This is a genomic window from Nocardia carnea NBRC 14403 (genome assembly GCF_000308515.1).
Classification (GTDB): Bacteria; Actinomycetota; Actinomycetes; order Mycobacteriales; family Mycobacteriaceae; genus Nocardia; species Nocardia carnea.
Genome location: NZ_BAFV01000047.1, coordinates 15,117 through 31,256, shown reverse-complemented (window position 1 = coordinate 31,256; position 16,140 = coordinate 15,117). Strand labels below are relative to the sequence as shown.

The window sequence follows — 16,140 nt, the reverse complement described above, 5'->3', positions numbered from 1 at the left end:
CGGCCCGGGCGGGAAGGCGACCGCGCTGCGCTGCAACCCGGTGCGCTCGGCGCGGCTGGCGCTGGTCGCCACCGGCTTCGGCTACGGCGTAGCGCGGCGGACCCGGCAGGCCGCCTATGTCGCCGAACTGCTGCCCCATGTGCGTGATATCCGTCGCATCGGCGCGGCCGCGCTGGATCTGTGCATGGTCGCCGAGGGCCGGGTCGACGCCCATTACGAGCACGGGCTCAACCCGTGGGATTGGGCGGCCGGCGGGCTGATCGCCGCCGAGGCCGGAGCGGTGCTGCGCTTGCCGCCGTTGGCCACCCCGGGGTCCGCGGGCGCGCTGGTGGTGGCCGCCGCGCCCGGGATCAGCGAGGAACTGTTCGCGTTGCTGGACCGGCTGGAGCTGTCGGCGCCGATTCCGGAAGCCTGAGCGCGCTCAGCAGCGCGCGGTCCGGGCCGCCTCGAGCATCTCGGGGTCGATATCCGGGCTCTCGCCGCTCACCGGGTTCTTCAGTGACCGCAGCACTTCTTCGGCGTCGTTGTTGGGTTGCAGATCACCGCCGAACACGGAGCCCAGGACCAGGTCGACGCTGTTGTCGTCGCGCTTGTCCTCGATGAGTTCGGCACACGGCACGGCCAGTTGGACGGCGGCCGCGACCGGGCGACCGCTCTCGCCGAACCGGATCTGCCCGGTGCATTCGAGATCACCGTTGGCATATATCGGATCGTTACCGTAGGGGTCGCCGGATACGCTGCGGAATCCGAGGTCGCCGAGTTGTGCGGCCACATGCGCGGCCTGGCCGCGCTGGCCGTTCGCGTTGAGGACGCGCACCTTCGTATCCGCCATCGGAGCGGGTTCCACATCCGCCAGCGAGTCCGCGCTCAGCCGCTGCCCGGGCAGCGGCTGCGGGGCCGCCTTGGGGTCGGTTGCCGGACTCGGCGAATTGCAGGCCATCGGCGTGTAGTCGTCGTCCTTGGTGGTCAGCGCACTGGTCCACAGAGCTGCGCAGATCAACGTGAGCACAACGACCAGAATGAGCCAGGGGCGCATCCGCCGGCGCGGGTAGGGACGGCCTTTGGCATCCGTCGAACTGCCTTCGGTGATCAGTGAAACCACGTCGACACTGTACGTACCCGAGTCCGGGGCCCGCGCATTACCCGGTCGTCGGCGGGCGCGCCGGGCCGGCGCCTCCTACCGCGCCGTGACCCGGCGTATCGATTGCCCGGCGGTTTCGACACGGCTGGGTTTCGATTGCGACAATTTCCGCACGGTCCGCTATTGTCTGCCCGCCCAGACCGAAACATCGGTGAGTAAATCGGCGATCGGTCGCGGGAACAACCAGGGCAACTCACGCGTTGTCCGGACGCTATCGGCGGTGTGTCCACAGATTCACGCTGATAGGAGACCGGTACGCATGTGAAGTGCACCACCGGCGGGGCGGCTGCCGCGGTCGAAACCGATGGCGTACGCCGATCCGGATATACGGAGTAAGGACGAGGGGAAGACGACATGGCAACCGACTATGACGCACCGAGGCGCACCGAAACCGACGATGTTTCGGAGGATTCGCTCGAGGAGCTGAAGGCGCGTCGCAACGAAGCCCAGTCCGCCGTCGTGGATGTCGACGAATCCGATACCGCGGAGTCGTTCGAGCTCCCCGGCGCGGACCTGTCCGAAGAAGTGCTGACGGTTCGGGTGGTTCCGAAACAGGCGGACGAGTTCACCTGTTCGAGCTGTTTCCTGGTGCATCACCGCAGCCGCCTGGCAAGCGAGGCAGGCGGGCAGCTGCTTTGCATGGATTGCGCGGCCTGACGGCTGCGCGAGGTCATTCCGCGCTCGGAATTCCGAGCGCGGTCAGTACCTCTTCGGGCCGGCGCGTACTGACCAGCCAGTACGGCGTCGGATCATCCGGATCGTCGAGCACCAGCAGCACCATGGTGCCGATCCACGGGCGATGCTGGACATAGGCGGCCGGGTCGAGCTGGCGGCCCAGGGCTGCGGTCTTGGCGCTGCGGGGCACCACCGTCGCACGGGACACGAAGGAGACCGGCAGATGCGCTCGGTCGACGCGCAGTTCCGGTGTTCCGCTGCTGTCGGCGGCGACCTCGACCCGATGCCGGCTGAACCAGAGCAGCACCCAGACCGGGATCGGGAGCAGCAGCACATACGGCAGCCAGGCCCGCAGGCCGGGCGCTCCCATATGGACCTCCGCGGCGAGCAGGGCGGCGAGTGCGAAGCCCACCGGCCACCACCACAGCGGTACCCAGAGGCGCTCGCGATGGACAGGTGGCGCCGGCCGTACAGGGTGGCCGGATTCGGTGAGTCGAGGCTGGTCGGACACGACTCAACACTAAGCGACATGCCCGCCGCCGCTGCGCGTAGGCTGGTCGGACGTGAACGCACTCTCACCGATACCACTGCTCCGGCTGGATCCGGGGATCCCCATGCCCAGTCGCGCCCATGACGGCGATGCGGGCGTGGACCTGTGCACCGCCGAGGATGTCGTCCTGGAGCCGGGAGAGCGGGTGCTGGTCGGCACCGGTATCGCGATCGCGCTACCGGTGGGCACGGTCGGGCTCATCCATCCCCGGTCCGGTCTGGCCGCCAAGACCGGCTTGTCCGTGGTGAACACACCGGGAACGATCGACGCCGGATACCGCGGTGAGATCAAGGTGTGCCTGATCAACCACGATCGACGGACACCTATCGAATTGCGCCGCGGCGACCGGATCGCGCAGTTGCTGGTGCAACGCGTGGAACTGGTCGATTTCGTGGCAGTGGACCGGCTCGACGACTCCGTGCGCGGCGCGGGCGGGTACGGGTCCAGTGGGGGACACGCGAGTTTGATGCCGAACGGTGCCGACGGCGCCCAGGGCAAGGAGGCCTGACATGTTCGGACGACGGAAATCGGGCGGACGCAGATCCGAGGACGAACGGTACGACACCGGCGAATACCGCACCGGCGAGTACCAGGGCGAGTACGCCGAGTACGCCGATTACGGCGAGTACGACGACGGCGGATATCACCGCGCCGCCGACGATCGGTACCCCGGTGACCACGACGACAGCTACGACGACGGGTACGGCGGTGCCGCCTACAGCGACGCCTATGACGCCGCGATCGACGATCCCGATACCGAGCCGCACCGGCGGGGTCCCTACGACTACGACGATGTCGCCGAGGTGCTGGCGGAATTCACCGATACCCGGCTCGATCTCGGCTCGGTGATCCTGCCGGTACCGCCGGGCGGGCAGCTGCAGGTCGAGATGACCCCACAGGGCACTCCGCAGGCGGTGCATCTGGCCACCGAACACGGGCGGATCACGGTCGCGGCCTATGCCGCGCCCAAGTCCAAGGGGCAGTGGCGCACGGTGGCGGCCGATCTCGCGGAATCGCTGCGCAAGGACGGCGCCCGGGTTTCGGTGGAGAAGGGTCCGTGGGGCCGTGAACTGGTCGCCGTCACCGAGGGGGCCGATCTGCGTTTCATCGGTGTGGACGGTTATCGATGGATGATCCGCCTGGTGGCGGCCGGCCCGTCGGGGTCCACCGCGGTCGGTAGCCCGCTGGTGGCCGCGGCCCGGGCGGTGCTCAGCGAAACGATCATCCGCCGCGGCGCCGATGCGCTCCCGGTGCGGGAACCGCTGCCGGTGGTGCTCCCGCAACAGCTCGCCGAGCAGCTCACCGCGGCCCATCAGCAGCAGCAACAACAGCAGCAGCAGGCCCAGCAGGCCGCTGCCGCGCAGCAGAGCGCCCCGCGGCCGGCGCAGACCGGTTCGGTACTACCTCCGCAGCAGCCACAGCAGCCGCGGCGTGGGGCCGAGGGGTCGGCGATGCAGCAGCTCGGCCGCAACTGACGGCCTTGTTTTCGCGGGCCGGCCGAGGGGGCCGCGTTCGGTCAGCGGGCGTACCGCAGGCCGAGCCGGCCCACGACCGCGGGATCGGCGCCGAGCTCGTCGAGGGTGATCTCGGTGATCACCGAACGCGGTGCGCGGCGCGCCCACTCCCGGCCGACGGCGACCGGATGCACCGGATCGTCCGCGGCGGCGATCACCGCCAGCGGGACCGCCAGCGTGTCCAGCAGCGTCGTCTCCGGCCATTTGTACTGGGCGGCTTCTTCCAGTGCGTCCGGCAATCCGGGCCACTGTGAGCGCCATGAGCGGGTGAGTGCGTCGGCGAGCCAGCGCGGGCTGCTCGCCCGCATCCGGGTGACGACCGGTTCGAGACCCTCTGCGCGCAGTTGTGCGGCGGTGACCGAGGCGCTGAGAGTGGCGGGGCAATGCGCCGTATCCGGGCCGGTCCAGGCCGGCAGTGCGGCGACAACGCCCGCCACGTCCTTCGGCGCGCGACGGCCGGCCCATTCCAGGGCTACCGCCGCCCCCAAGGAGATACCCGCTGCCAGGACCGGGCCACGGGCGGCGGCGGTATCCAGGGCGGCGAGGTAGCCGGCGATCACCGCACCCGGTTCGGGATCGACTGCTATCAGCTCGAGCCCGCGTGCGGTGCAGGCGGGCTCGAAGGCGCGGCGGGCGAAATGCGCATCGGAGCCGGTGCCGGGGAGCGCGACCACGACTGCCGGACGTGGGGAATCGAACACCGGACCGAGCGTAGCGGTGCCGCCGGTACCCATCTACAGTGGCGGGTACGGCCACAGCCGGGCCGTAGCAGAGAATCTCGGATGACGTGCGACCCACGCCGTCCGCGCAGCAGGAGAGCAAGCGATGTCTTCCTCGGCCGGAAGAAGAGCGGGCGCCAAGTCCGCAACAGGATATTTTCGCAGGCTCGGCCGCAGGTTGACCGAGGATCTCGATCAGCTCGACGCCGAGGAGCTGGCGGAGTCGGCGGACGCTTCGGGCGCCTGCCGGGTCTCGGAGTGCCGGCGCGGTGAGGAGGCGACGATGCTGGGCAGGTTGCGCAGCGTCGATTCGTGTCCGCAGGCCGCCGGAGCGAATGTGCAGGCGGAGTTCTACGACGGTACCGATGCCATCACGCTGGTGTGGATCGGGCGACGCCGGATTCCCGGTATCGAATCGGGGCGGCGCATCATGGTGCGCGGCCGTATCGGTGAACGCGAGGGCCGCAAGGTGATCTACAACCCCTACTACGAATTGCGCGGAAACAGCTGACGCATGGCATCGAGCGACGAGTACGCCACCACGCCGCTACCGCGGACCATCCCCGCACCGGAACCGTCCGCGGACGATGTACCGGATGAGGAGCGGGCCGAGCCCGCGCAGCAGACCTTGCTCGAACAGTTGGGCGGTTTCTCCGGGCTGATCTACTCCACCCTGCCGGTGCTGGTGTTCGTTCCGATGAACGCGTTGCTCGGTCTCACCGTGGCGATCTGGGCGGCACTGGGTGTGGCGGGTGCCGTGCTGGTCTGGCGGCTGGTACGCCGGGAGCCGATCCAGCCGGCGATCTCCGGATTCCTGGGCGTCGGGATCTGCGCGTTGATCGCCTGGCGGGTGGGAGAGGCCAAGGGTTTCTTCCTGTTCGGCATCTACACCAGCCTCGTCTACGGGGCCGCATTCCTGATCTCGATCCTGGTCCGCCGGCCACTCGTCGGCGTGGTCTGGGGCGTACTCAACGGCCACGGCGTCGGCTGGCGCACCGATTCCCGCGTGGTACGGCTCTACGATGTGGCGACCGCGGCCTGGGTGCTCGTTTTCGGCGCCCGATACCTGGTGCAGCACCATCTGTACGCGGCCGACAGCACGGGCTGGCTCGCCGCCGCCCGGATCGCGATGGGCTGGCCGCTCACCGCGCTCGCCCTCGTGGTGACCGTCTGGGCGGTACGCCGGGCGGGCCATCTGCCGGCCTCCTCCTCTTCCTCGGCGCGGCACGCCGCCTGATCCGGACGCGCCGATCCCGCCAGGGTGGCGGATGACCCACCCTTTGGTGTCTATCCCGACAGCGCCGTTCATCGGACGATCGTTACAGAACACGATCTGCCGAGAGGACTGGCGAATGCGTACCGAGCAGCACACGATCACACGTCCGGAGCGGGGGCGTGAGCATCCGGTGCGGTCACAGAGCCGCCTGGTTTCCGCCGAACTCGACCTCCTGGTCGAACCCGCGGCCGGCGGTGACCGCCGCGCGGTGGCCGAAATCCTGCGGCTGGTGCAACCACTGGTACAGCGCTACTGCCGTAACCGGCTGGGAAATCCGGCCCATCTGCATGTGACGGCCGACGATGTCACCCAGGAAGTCCTCATGGCCACCGTCGCCGCGATCCCCCGCTACCGGGACCAGGGGAAATCGTTCCTCGCCTTCGTCTACGGAATCGCGGCGAACAAAGTGTCCGACGCCTTTCGCGGGGCACAGGTCCACCCGGCCTACCCCGTCGCGGATATTCCCGATCTGGCTTCGACGGCGGCGGGTCCGGAGGAGTGGGCGCTGGCGGCCGAACAGGGCGCGGTGGCCCGCGAGCTCATGCAGCAGCTGAATCCGGTGCATCGGAAGGTACTGGTGATGCGGATCGTGCTCGGCTTGAGCGCGGCCGAAACCGCGGCAGAACTGGGCACCAGCGCAGGGGTTGTCCGGGTCATGCAGTACCGGGCCCTGAACAAGCTGCGGGCCCGTGCCGCGCGGCCCATTGCCGCTTGACGCCCGTGCCGAGCGGCCCGGCCGGGTGCGGTGTCATCCGGAACGAGCGAGTCGTCATCCGGAACGAGCGTGGGCTCTGCGGAGTGGACGCTGCGCTACCGGCTCCGAGCCCCGCTCATGGTGCCGGGGTCAGTATTCGGCGTCCTGCGAGGGTGTGAGGCCCGCTGGGGTGGCCGTGGATTCGGCGGCGCCGATCGGTGCCAGTACCGAGCGCAGTTCCTCCTCCGCCTCGGCGGAGGCGACGAACAGCAGTTCGTCGTCGCCTTCGAAGGGATCGTCGGGCTGGGGCACGATCACCCGCCCGCCGCGAAGGATGGTGACCAGGGCGGAATCACGCGGCAGGCGCAGGCTGCGGACCGGTTTACCGGCCAGGGTGGTATCGGGCGGCAGGGTGAGTTCGACGAGGTTCGCCTGACCTTGCCGCAGAGTCATCAACCGGACCAGATCGCCCACCGTGACCGCCTCCTCCACCAGCGAGGCCAGCAGCCGTGGGGTCGAAACCGCGACATCGACCCCCCACGCCTCGTCGAAGAGCCATTCGTTGCGGGGATCGTTGACCCGCGCCACCACCCGGCGTACTCCGAACTCGGTTTTGGCCAGCAGGCTGTGTACCAGGTTGGCCTTGTCGTCGCCGGTGGCGGCGATGACGACCTCGTAGTCCTGCAGGCCCGCGTCTTCGAGTAGTTGCAGTTCGCAGGCGTCGGCGTGCACCCAGACCGCGTCGCGCACCGAATCGCGGTCGATATGGTCGAGCTGGCGTTCGAGCAGCATGACAGTGTGCCCCGATCGCAGCAGTTCGCGCGCGATGGAGCGGCCGACGGCCCCGGCTCCGGCAATGGCCACCTTCATGATCAGTCCTTGTTCGCTGGGGGTTTCGCGGCCAGCGCGACCGCTTCACCGGCGGAACCGGAAGTCGCGGCCACATACACGGTGTCGTCGGCCTGGACGACGGTTTTGGCGTCGGGCAGAACGCCCTGCCCGAAACGGATGATGAATGCGACCCGGGCGCCGGTGGCGCTCTCCAGATCGCGCACGGTGCGCCCGTACCAGTCCTCGTGCAGGACCAGCTGGGCAACGGCGACCGTGCCGGTGGGGTCGCGCCAGGTGGTGGTGCCCGCATCGCCCAGCAGGTTGTGCAGGAAACGGTCGGTGGTCCAGGGCACGGTCGCGATGGTCGGGATGCCGAGCCGCTCGTAGACGGCGGCGCGTTTGGCGTCGTAGATCCGCGCCACCACTCGGTCGATACCGAACATCTCGCGCGCCACCCGGGCGGAGATGATGTTGGAGTTGTCGCCGGAGGAGACCGCGGCGAACGCGCCGGCTCGTTCGATACCCGCCCGGCGCAGCACATCGCGATCGAAGCCGACCCCGGTGACCCGTTCGCCCGGGAAATCGTCGCCCAGCCGCCGGAACGCGTCCGGATTCCGGTCGATCACGGCGACCTCATGCCCTATCCGGACCAGAGCACGGGCCAGCGAGGCCCCCACCCGTCCGCATCCCATGATCACCACGTACACCGTGAATCCCGCTCCTGACTCTGCACCGCCGACGGCCGCGCCCGATCGTGCGGCACGGCCCCGCGGCGAGTGTTGCCGCGTAGCCACGCGGTTGCCGCGAAACGAACCGTACTCGCCGGATCGCGCCCTCTGCCAGGTTCCCCCTGCCGAACCCGGGCAAACCGGTAATCCGGTAATGCCTGGCGGCGACGGGCGGTGCGGGGGCTTATGCTCCGTCCAGTGTCGAAGTTGACGACCGCCACCAAACGCCTGGTGCTGGGGCGGCCTTTCCGTAGTGACGCCCTGGGCCACACCCTGCTGCCGAAACGTATCGCGCTGCCGGTATTCGCCTCGGACGCGATGTCCTCGGTCGCCTATGCGCCCGAGGAGATCTTCCTCGTCCTGTCGGTATCCGGACTCGCCGGTTACGCCTACGCCCCGTGGCTCGGACTCGCCGTCGCGGTCGTGATGATCATCGTGGTCGCCAGCTATCGGCAGAATGTGCACGCCTACCCGTCCGGCGGCGGCGACTTCGAGGTGGTCACCACCAATCTCGGACCCACCGCCGGCTTGGCGGTCGGCAGCGCGCTGCTGGTCGACTATGTGCTGACGGTCGCGGTCTCGATATCCTCGGCTGCCTCCACCATCGGATCGGCGATACCGTTTGTCGCCACCCACAAGGTGTTGTTCGCGGTGGCCGCGATCGCCCTGCTCACCGCCATGAACCTGCGCGGAGTGCGCGAATCCGGGCGGACGTTCGCACTGCTGTCGTACGCGTTCCTGGTCGGTATGTTCGCGATGCTCGGCTGGGGCCTGATCCGCGTCTTCGTCCTCGGCGACGAAGTACGAGCCGAATCGGCCGCGTTCGAACTGCGGGCCGAGGAAGAGCACCTGGCGGGGGTGGCACTGGTTTTCATGCTCGCCCGCGCCTTTTCCTCGGGAAGCGCGGCACTGACCGGTGTCGAAGCGATCAGCAACGGCGTCCCGGCGTTCCGCAAACCGAAATCGCGTAATGCCGCGACCACGCTGCTGATGCTCGGCGGTATCTCCATAGCCTTGTTTCTCGGCATCATCGTGCTTGCCCGCGAAGCGCATGTGGTCTTCGCCGAGAACACGGCGCATCTGATCGGTGCCCCGGCGGACTATCAGCAGAAAACTCTGGTCACGCAGATCGCGCACGCGGTGTTCGACACATTCACGCCCGGTTTCTACTTCGTGGCAGTGGTGACGGCGGTGATCCTGGTCCTGGCGGCCAATACCGCCTACAACGGGTTCCCGGTGCTCGGCTCGGTCCTGGCCCAGGCCCGGTTCCTGCCCCGGCAGTTGCACACCCGCGGCGACCGGCTGGCCTTCAGCAACGGCATCCTGTTCCTGGCGGTGGGGGCGATCGGGTTCGTGGTGGCGTTCGACGCGGAAGTCACCAAACTCATCCAGCTCTACATCATCGGCGTTTTCGTGTCGTTCACCCTGAGCCAGACCGGCATGCTGCGGCATTGGACCCGGTTGCTGCGCCGGGAAACCGATCCGGCCGAGCGGTCGCGGATGCGGCGGTCACGAGCCATCAACGCGCTCGGGCTGGTGGCCACCGGCACGGTGCTTGTGGTGGTGCTGGTCACGAAGTTCTTCGCCGGTGCCTGGATCGCGATCGTGACGATGGCGGTGATCTTCGTGGTGATGAAGATGATCCACCACCACTACGATTCGGTGGCCCGCGAACTCGAGGAACACGAATGGGATGGGGTTCTGCCCAGCCGGACCCATTCGATCGTGCTGGTATCGCGGCTGCATCTGCCGACCCGGCGCGCGCTGGCCTATGCCCGCGCAGGCCGCCCGGACACGCTCGAGGCGATCACGGTGAATGTCGACGAGGAGGACACCCGCGCACTCGTGCGGGACTGGGAGAACAGCGATACCCCGGTACCGTTGAAAGTTGTGGAATCGCCTTACCGCGAGATCACCAAACCCGTTCTCGACTATGTGAAACGAGTACGCAAGGACGCGCCCCGGGATGTGGTGACGGTGTTCATCCCCGAATACGTCGTCGGTCACTGGTGGGAGCAGGTGCTGCACAACCAGAGCGCGCTGCGGCTGAAGGGCCGTCTGCTGTTCGAACCCGGAGTGATGGTGACCAGCGTGCCGTGGCAGCTCAGTTCCTCGGCGCGGGCCCGTACCGCGGGCGAACATGCGGCGCCGGGTTCGGTACGTCGCGGGTACGGCGACAATGGGTGAGTCCGCGGCCCTGCGCGCGCCGAGACGGCCGGTCGATGTTCCCGAGTACCGGTGGGACGCGTGCGCCGCCCGAGTCCTGCGCGCCCGTGCAGGTGCCCGGGCCGACAGCATCGAACGCGGACAGGGAGAAATCGATCTATGACGTCCTGGCGTGATCGCGTGCTCGAGGTGCGGCTCGGTCCGCCCGGGCACGGCGGATTCTGTGTGGCCCGGTACGAGGGGCGGGTGGTGTTCGTCCGGCACGGCCTGCCGGGCGAACTGGTTTCGGCGCGGGTCACCGAGGATCGAGGGGGAGCTTTCTGCCGAGCCGATGCGGTGGACATCCTGGAGCCCTCACCGGACCGGGTGCCGCGAACCTGCCCGGTATCGGGCCCGGGCGGCGCCGGATGTTGTGATTTCGCGCACGCGACTCCGTCCGCGCAGCGCGCATTGAAATCGATGGTCGTCGCCGAGCAACTGCGCCGGATCACCGGTCTAGAACGGGAACCGGAGGTCGAGCCGATTCCCGGCCCCTCCGATTCGGCGGGGGGCTGGCGAACCCGGGTCCGGCTCGTGGTGGACGCCGCCGGGAGGGCGGGTGTGCACCGGTACCGGAGTACCGAAGTGCTCCCGGACCTGCGGTGCCCGCAACCGGTTCCCGCCGCGCTCGACGGGATCGCCGAGCGACGCTGGACACCCGGCGCGGATCTGGTGGTCGCGGTCGACGACGAAGGGCACCGGCATATCGTCGAGCTCGCCCCGGCCCCGCAGCCGGGAGAGTACCGCGGTTCGGGCACCCGAGAGAGTCGCCGCGGCCCGGGCGACCGGCGGCGGAGCGCACGGCCGAAACCCGAACGCCGGGCGGGGCCGGACGGATCGGTGCCCGACACCCCGAACGGGCAGCGGCGTCGCGCTGTGGCCCGTCGTGCCGCCGCGCATACCGCGCGTGACGAATGGGTGGTCGAGGGAACCGGGCGCGCCGTCCAGTACGTGGCGGGACGCCGCTGGGATGTCTCGGCGGCCGGTTTCTGGCAGGCGCACCGGGGCGCCGCCGAACGCTATTCCGATCTCGTCGCCGAATGGGCCGATCCGGCGGTGGGAGCGACCGCCTGGGACCTCTACAGCGGTGTGGGCGTGTTCGCGGCCCGGCTGGCGGCACAGACCGGATCCGCAGGCACGGTGTACGCGGTCGAATCCGCGCCCGGCGCGGTCGCCGACGGCAATGCCGCGCTGAGCGACCTGCCGTGGCTGACCTTGCAGACCGGCCGGGTCGAGCGGTGGGTCGCGGACCACTCGGAGTCGAGGCCGCAGGTGGTGGTACTCGACCCACCGCGTGCCGGGGCCGGTAAACCGGTGATCTCCGCGGTGACCGCGGCCGCGCCGGACCGCATCGTGCACATCGGTTGCGACCCGGCGTCCTTCGCGCGCGATCTCCGGTTGTACCTGGACGCCGGTTACCGGCTCGGTGCACTGCGCGCCTTCGATGCGTTCCCTGCGACCCACCACGTGGAGTGCCTCGCGCTGCTGGAACGCTGAGAGCGAGCTGACGACCGGGACGACATACCGGCTGCCGTGGCCGTGGACCGGAGGTCTGCCGACGGGAGTGGCGGGAAAGTCGCCGTGCCCGGGGGAGGTCTGCAGGCCGAGGCGAACCGATATCAGCCCAGCTGCCAGGTGACCCGTAGGACCGCGGAGATCTCCTGTTCCCCGGGTTCCATCGGAACCGAGGACTGGCTCGTCGCGGCCACCATGCGCACGGCGCCGGACTCCTGCGGTGTGCGAGGTGCCGGGGCTGCGGTGTCCTCGGTGATCTCGAGCACCGGGCCCAGGTCGCGGGCGGCCCGGCGTGCGTATTGGCGGGCGCGGTCCAGCGCATCGTCCCAGGCTGCGTCCCGGGCGCGCGTCAAGAGCCGGGTTCGATCGGCGAAGGTGTGCTGCAGGCCGCCCAGTCGCGCGTCGTCGCCGCCGGCAGCCACGGCGTGTGCGATGACGCCTGCGGGATCGGGCGCGGTGCCCGGCGCACCGGATCCGGGCTGACTCAGGGTGATCCGCAGTCCACTGGTGGCGATATATCCCGTGATTCTGGATACACCGTCCTGCCATGCGATATCCGAACGGACCGACAGCACTCCGGTGGCGATATCGGTATCGGATACCTCGTCGTCGCGCAGCGCGGTGGTGATCGCGGTCAGCCGCCGGCCGGCCTGTTCGTAGGCGAGGCCCACGGTGCTCGCGCGGCATTCCACCCCGATACCGACGACGATCAGATCCGGTACCGCACGTACCGTGCCCTGCCCGAATACGGTGACGGTTCCGGTCTGCGGATGGTTCATCCGGCCTCCTCGGATCGGGTCGGTGGCCCTCGTGTGGCGTGGCGCGGCCGCAAGTGCACGCGGTTCGCGCGGCATACCTCGTTCACCTTAGGCTGGACGGATACGCCGGACCGCGGATCCGGCCCGGTGCGGCGGTGCGCAGCCTTCGTCGTCGGGTGAGCACTCGGCCGCGGCTCCTAGACTGGTCGGATCAACTGCGCTATCCGGAGGGAGCGAATCAGGTGGGAGTGCTTTCCCGGGTCGATACGCCCGAAGACGTGCGTCGGCTGTCGGTACCGCAACTGCGGGAGCTGGCGGCCGAGATCCGTGAGTTCCTGGTACACAAGGTCGCCGTCACGGGCGGGCATCTGGGCCCGAACCTCGGGGTGGTGGAACTCACGCTCGCACTGCACCGGGTGTTCGATTCGCCCGCCGACCCGTTGATCTTCGACACCGGCCATCAGGCCTATGTGCACAAGATCGTGACCGGCCGCAAGGACGGGTTCGACACCCTGCGCCGCAAGGACGGGTTGTCGGGTTATCCGAGTCGCGCGGAGAGCGAGCACGACTGGGTCGAATCCTCCCATGCCTCGGCCTCGCTGTCCTATGCCGACGGCCTGGCCAAGGCGTTCGCGCTCACCGGGCAGGACCGTCATGTCGTCGCGGTGGTCGGCGACGGGGCGCTCACCGGCGGCATGTGCTGGGAGGCGCTGAACAATATCGCCGGCGCGCCGGACCGCCCGGTGGTGATCGTGGTCAACGACAACGGCCGGTCCTATGCGCCGACCATCGGGGGACTGGCCGAACGGCTGACCGCGCTGCGTACCCAGCCGGTGTACGAACATATGCTCGACACCGGCCGTCGTTTCCTGAAAAGCATTCCGGGCGTGGGTGATTCCGCGTACTCCATGGTTCACGCGGTAAAGGCCGGGATCAAGGACGCGGTGAGCCCCCAGGAGCTGTTCGGCGATCTCGGAATCAAGTATGTGGGCCCGGTGGACGGCCACGATATCGTCGCGCTGGAATCGGCCCTGCGCCATGCCAAGGAATTCGGCGGCCCGGTGGTGGTGCACGCCGTCACCCAGAAGGGGCACGGATACGAACCGGCCGAGAACCATGTAGCCGATCAGATGCATGCCTGCGGCCCCATCGATCCCCTTACCGGCGAAGCGGTGAGCAAAGGTGGTGCCGCCAGCTGGACCTCGGTGTTCTCCAAGGAACTCATCGCGCACGCGGAACGCCGCGACGATATCGTCGCGATCACCGCAGCCATGCCCGGCCCCACCGGCCTGTCCGCGTTCGGGGAACGCTTCCCGGATCGCCTCTTCGATGTGGGGATCGCCGAACAGCACGCACTGGCCTCGGCATCGGGGCTTGCGCTGGGCGGCCTGCATCCGGTGGTGGCGATCTACTCGACCTTCCTCAACCGCGCCTTCGATCAGTTGCTGATGGATGTGGCGCTGTTGAAGCAACCGGTCACCCTGGTGCTGGACCGCGCCGGTATCACCGGCGCGGACGGTGCCAGCCACAACGGTATGTGGGATCTGTCGCTGCTGGGCATCGTGCCGGGGATGCGGGTGGCCGCGCCCCGGGACGCCGCCACCCTGGCAGAGGAACTGACCGAGGCCCTCGCGGTCAACGACGGTCCCACCGCCCTGCGGTTCCCCAAGGACAGCGTCGGCGCCGATATCCGGGCCGTGGAACGTCTCGACGGGGTGGACGTGCTGTGGCTGCCGGACCGCGAGGGTCCTTCGGCGCGGGCCCAGCGCGGTGATGTGCTGTTCGTGGCGGTCGGCTCGCTCGTACCCGCCGCGCTGCAGGCCGCGGAACTGCTGGAGGCCGAGCAGATCAGTGCGACGGTGATCGACCCCCGCTGGGTGCTGCCGGTATCGGACACCATCGTGAAACTCGCGGAGAACTACCGGCTGGTGGTGACCCTGGAGGACAGCGGCCTGCACGGCGGGATCGGCTCGACCGTATCGGCCCGCCTGCGCGCGGCCGGACTCGATGTACCGGCCCGGGATATCGGTATTCCCCAGGAATTCCTGGACCACGGCAGTATCGCCCAGGTACGTCAGGACCTGGGGTTGACGGCCCCCGATATCGCGCGCCGCATCGCCGGCTGGCTGAACGCCGGCTGACAGCGGTTCACTGCGCCGGGGCCTCCGTGAGCGCCCCGGCGAGCGCGTCCACCGTGAGTTCGCGCTGCCACGGGCGGGCGCCGTGCGATTTCAGGAAACCGTCGATCGTCGTGGCGACCTCGCGTGCAGATTCCGGTCCGAGCCGGTAATCGGGCAGTCCGTCCCAGCACAGGCGTCGCACCAGATCGGGTGCGAGCAGATTCTCGACCGGTACCGTGACCCGTTCCGAGATCTCTGTCATCGCGGCCCGGGCGCGGGTGAGCCGGGCGGCCGCGGCGGGGTCGCGGCGTTCCCAGCGGTTGACCGGCGGCGGGCCCTCATAGGGCTGACTCATCCGCGGCAGCTCCTCGTCGGACAGCGCGCGGGCCCGTTCCACCGCCCCCAGCCACTCCCGTGAGTAGCGGCGCTGCCGGGGTCCACCGAAAACCGGTAACTCGCGCAGTTGCCCGATGCTCTTGGGGTCCGCGTTCGCGGCGGCGATGATGGCCGAATCCGGGAGGATCCGCGACGGCGCGATATCGCGCCCGCGCGCCAAGGTGTCGCGGGTGGTCCAGAGTTCCCGCACGATCGCGAGCTGGCGGGCCCGGCGCAGGGTGTGGATTCCGGAGGTGCGCCGCCAGCGGTCCGGTTTGGGTGCCGCGGGTTCGGCGAGCCGGATATGTTCGAATTCCTGCGCTGCCCAGTCGGTTTTGCCCTGGTCGGCGAGGTCCGCGGCCACCGCTTCGTGGAGTTCGGGCAACAGTTCGACATCCAGGGCGGCGTAGTTCAGCCACGCTTCGGGCAGCGGCCGGGTCGACCAGTCCGCGGCCCCGTGCCCCTTACGCAGTGCCCGGCCGAGCAACTGCTCGACCATGGCGGCCAGGCCGACGCGCGGAAATCCGGACAGCCGGCCACCCAGTTCGGTATCGAACAGTTTCGCCGGTCGCAGCCCGAGTTCGGCCAGACCGGGCAGGTCCTGATCGGCGGAATGCAGAATCCACTCCAGGCCGTTGATCGCCTCCGCCAGCGGGCCCAGCGCCTCGGTGACCGGAATCGGGTCGATGAGGACGGTGCCCGCCCCGGCGCGGCGCAACTGGATCAGGTAGGCACGAGACGAATAGCGGAAACCCGAGGCGCGTTCGGCGTCGACGGCCAGCGGTCCGGTGCCGGCGGCCAGGCGTTGCGCCGCCGCGGCGACCTCGCCGGGCGTCGCGCAGACCGGGGGAATCCCGTCGGCCGGGGCCAGCAGGGGGACCGCGGCGGGCGGTTCGGGCGGCCCGCTCTCCGATGTCGAACCTGTCTGTGTGCTGTCCACCCCCGGCCCGGACGCCGATGACGGCACGGCGCCACCGTCCGGGTGGCCACCGGACAGGTGTTCGGGCTCCTCTACTACCGGCATAAAGGGCCACTCTAC

17 protein-coding genes are annotated in these 16,140 nt (G+C 69.1%); 10 read left to right on the top strand and 7 right to left on the bottom strand.

The features are described 5' to 3' along the window. The coding region (locus ON22_RS16710; RefSeq protein WP_043740247.1) for an inositol monophosphatase family protein at positions 1 to 415 on the top strand (415 nt) is incomplete at its 5' end. 6 nt (positions 416 to 421) lie between these two features. Here the strand turns inward: ON22_RS16710 and cei are convergent. Then, positions 422 to 1,102, bottom strand: a complete 681-nt coding sequence (cei, locus tag ON22_RS16705; protein WP_033241503.1) for an envelope integrity protein Cei — start codon at positions 1,100 to 1,102, stop codon at positions 422 to 424. Between the two features lie 393 nt (positions 1,103 to 1,495). Between cei and ON22_RS16700 the strand changes: the two genes are divergently transcribed. Beyond that, entirely contained in the window at positions 1,496 to 1,798 is a 303-nt protein-coding gene (locus ON22_RS16700; protein ID WP_033241504.1) for a DUF4193 domain-containing protein, read from the top strand. 13 nt (positions 1,799 to 1,811) lie between these two features. On the opposite strand, the gene ON22_RS16695 is transcribed toward ON22_RS16700, so the two are convergent. Beyond that, positions 1,812 to 2,327: a DUF3093 domain-containing protein gene (locus ON22_RS16695; RefSeq protein WP_081595625.1), complete on the bottom strand. Its 516-nt coding sequence runs from the start codon at positions 2,325 to 2,327 to the stop codon at positions 1,812 to 1,814. Between the two features lie 52 nt (positions 2,328 to 2,379). On the opposite strand from ON22_RS16695, the gene dut reads away from it, so the two are divergent. Next, a complete protein-coding gene (gene dut / locus ON22_RS16690; protein WP_081595624.1) occupies positions 2,380 to 2,874 on the top strand; it encodes a dUTP diphosphatase in 495 nt (164 codons plus the stop codon). 1 nt (position 2,875) lies between these two features. After that, on the top strand, positions 2,876 to 3,841 hold the full coding sequence (locus ON22_RS16685) for a DUF3710 domain-containing protein (RefSeq protein WP_033241506.1): 966 nt from the start codon (positions 2,876 to 2,878) through the stop codon (positions 3,839 to 3,841). Positions 3,842 to 3,882: 41 nt separating this feature from the next. Here ON22_RS16685 and ON22_RS16680 read toward each other — a convergent pair whose 3' ends face one another. Further along, positions 3,883 to 4,614: an alpha/beta fold hydrolase gene (locus ON22_RS16680; RefSeq protein WP_051157717.1), complete on the bottom strand. Its 732-nt coding sequence runs from the start codon at positions 4,612 to 4,614 to the stop codon at positions 3,883 to 3,885. Between the two features lie 91 nt (positions 4,615 to 4,705). Between ON22_RS16680 and ON22_RS16675 the strand changes: the two genes are divergently transcribed. From ON22_RS16675 to shbA, 3 genes are all read left to right on the top strand, one after another. Next, a complete protein-coding gene (locus ON22_RS16675) occupies positions 4,706 to 5,110 on the top strand; it encodes an OB-fold nucleic acid binding domain-containing protein (protein ID WP_033241507.1) in 405 nt (134 codons plus the stop codon). Between the two features lie 3 nt (positions 5,111 to 5,113). Beyond that, complete coding sequence (locus ON22_RS16670; protein WP_033241508.1) at positions 5,114 to 5,836, top strand: DUF3159 domain-containing protein; 723 nt, start codon at positions 5,114 to 5,116, stop codon at positions 5,834 to 5,836. A gap of 115 nt (positions 5,837 to 5,951) precedes the next feature. After that, the gene (gene shbA / locus ON22_RS16665; protein ID WP_081595623.1) at positions 5,952 to 6,590 is read left to right on the top strand and encodes an RNA polymerase sigma factor ShbA; all 639 of its coding nucleotides are present in this window, start codon (positions 5,952 to 5,954) and stop codon (positions 6,588 to 6,590) included. 129 nt (positions 6,591 to 6,719) lie between these two features. Here shbA and ON22_RS16660 read toward each other — a convergent pair whose 3' ends face one another. Both ON22_RS16660 and ON22_RS16655 read right to left on the bottom strand, forming a co-directional pair. Beyond that, on the bottom strand, positions 6,720 to 7,439 hold the full coding sequence (locus ON22_RS16660) for a potassium channel family protein (RefSeq protein ID WP_051157716.1): 720 nt from the start codon (positions 7,437 to 7,439) through the stop codon (positions 6,720 to 6,722). Between the two features lie 2 nt (positions 7,440 to 7,441). Beyond that, positions 7,442 to 8,107 carry a potassium channel family protein gene (locus ON22_RS16655; protein ID WP_033241509.1) on the bottom strand — a complete coding sequence of 222 codons (666 nt, stop codon included), beginning with the start codon at positions 8,105 to 8,107 and terminating at the stop codon, positions 7,442 to 7,444. A 219-nt stretch (positions 8,108 to 8,326) separates the two neighbouring features. On the opposite strand from ON22_RS16655, the gene ON22_RS16650 reads away from it, so the two are divergent. Continuing rightward, positions 8,327 to 10,315, top strand: coding sequence for an APC family permease (locus ON22_RS16650; RefSeq protein WP_033242261.1), 1,989 nt, complete (start codon positions 8,327 to 8,329; stop codon positions 10,313 to 10,315). A 138-nt stretch (positions 10,316 to 10,453) separates the two neighbouring features. Beyond that, positions 10,454 to 11,830, top strand: a complete 1,377-nt coding sequence (locus ON22_RS16645) for a class I SAM-dependent RNA methyltransferase (RefSeq protein WP_033241510.1) — start codon at positions 10,454 to 10,456, stop codon at positions 11,828 to 11,830. A gap of 122 nt (positions 11,831 to 11,952) precedes the next feature. Here ON22_RS16645 and ON22_RS16640 read toward each other — a convergent pair whose 3' ends face one another. Then, entirely contained in the window at positions 11,953 to 12,627 is a 675-nt protein-coding gene (locus ON22_RS16640) for an SIMPL domain-containing protein (protein WP_033241511.1), read from the bottom strand. A 221-nt stretch (positions 12,628 to 12,848) separates the two neighbouring features. On the opposite strand from ON22_RS16640, the gene dxs reads away from it, so the two are divergent. After that, a complete protein-coding gene (gene dxs, locus ON22_RS16635; RefSeq protein ID WP_033241512.1) occupies positions 12,849 to 14,747 on the top strand; it encodes a 1-deoxy-D-xylulose-5-phosphate synthase in 1,899 nt (632 codons plus the stop codon). Between the two features lie 7 nt (positions 14,748 to 14,754). On the opposite strand, the gene ON22_RS16630 is transcribed toward dxs, so the two are convergent. Further along, positions 14,755 to 16,125, bottom strand: a complete 1,371-nt coding sequence (locus ON22_RS16630) for a ribonuclease D (protein ID WP_081595622.1) — start codon at positions 16,123 to 16,125, stop codon at positions 14,755 to 14,757. Positions 16,126 to 16,140 lie beyond the last annotated feature (15 nt).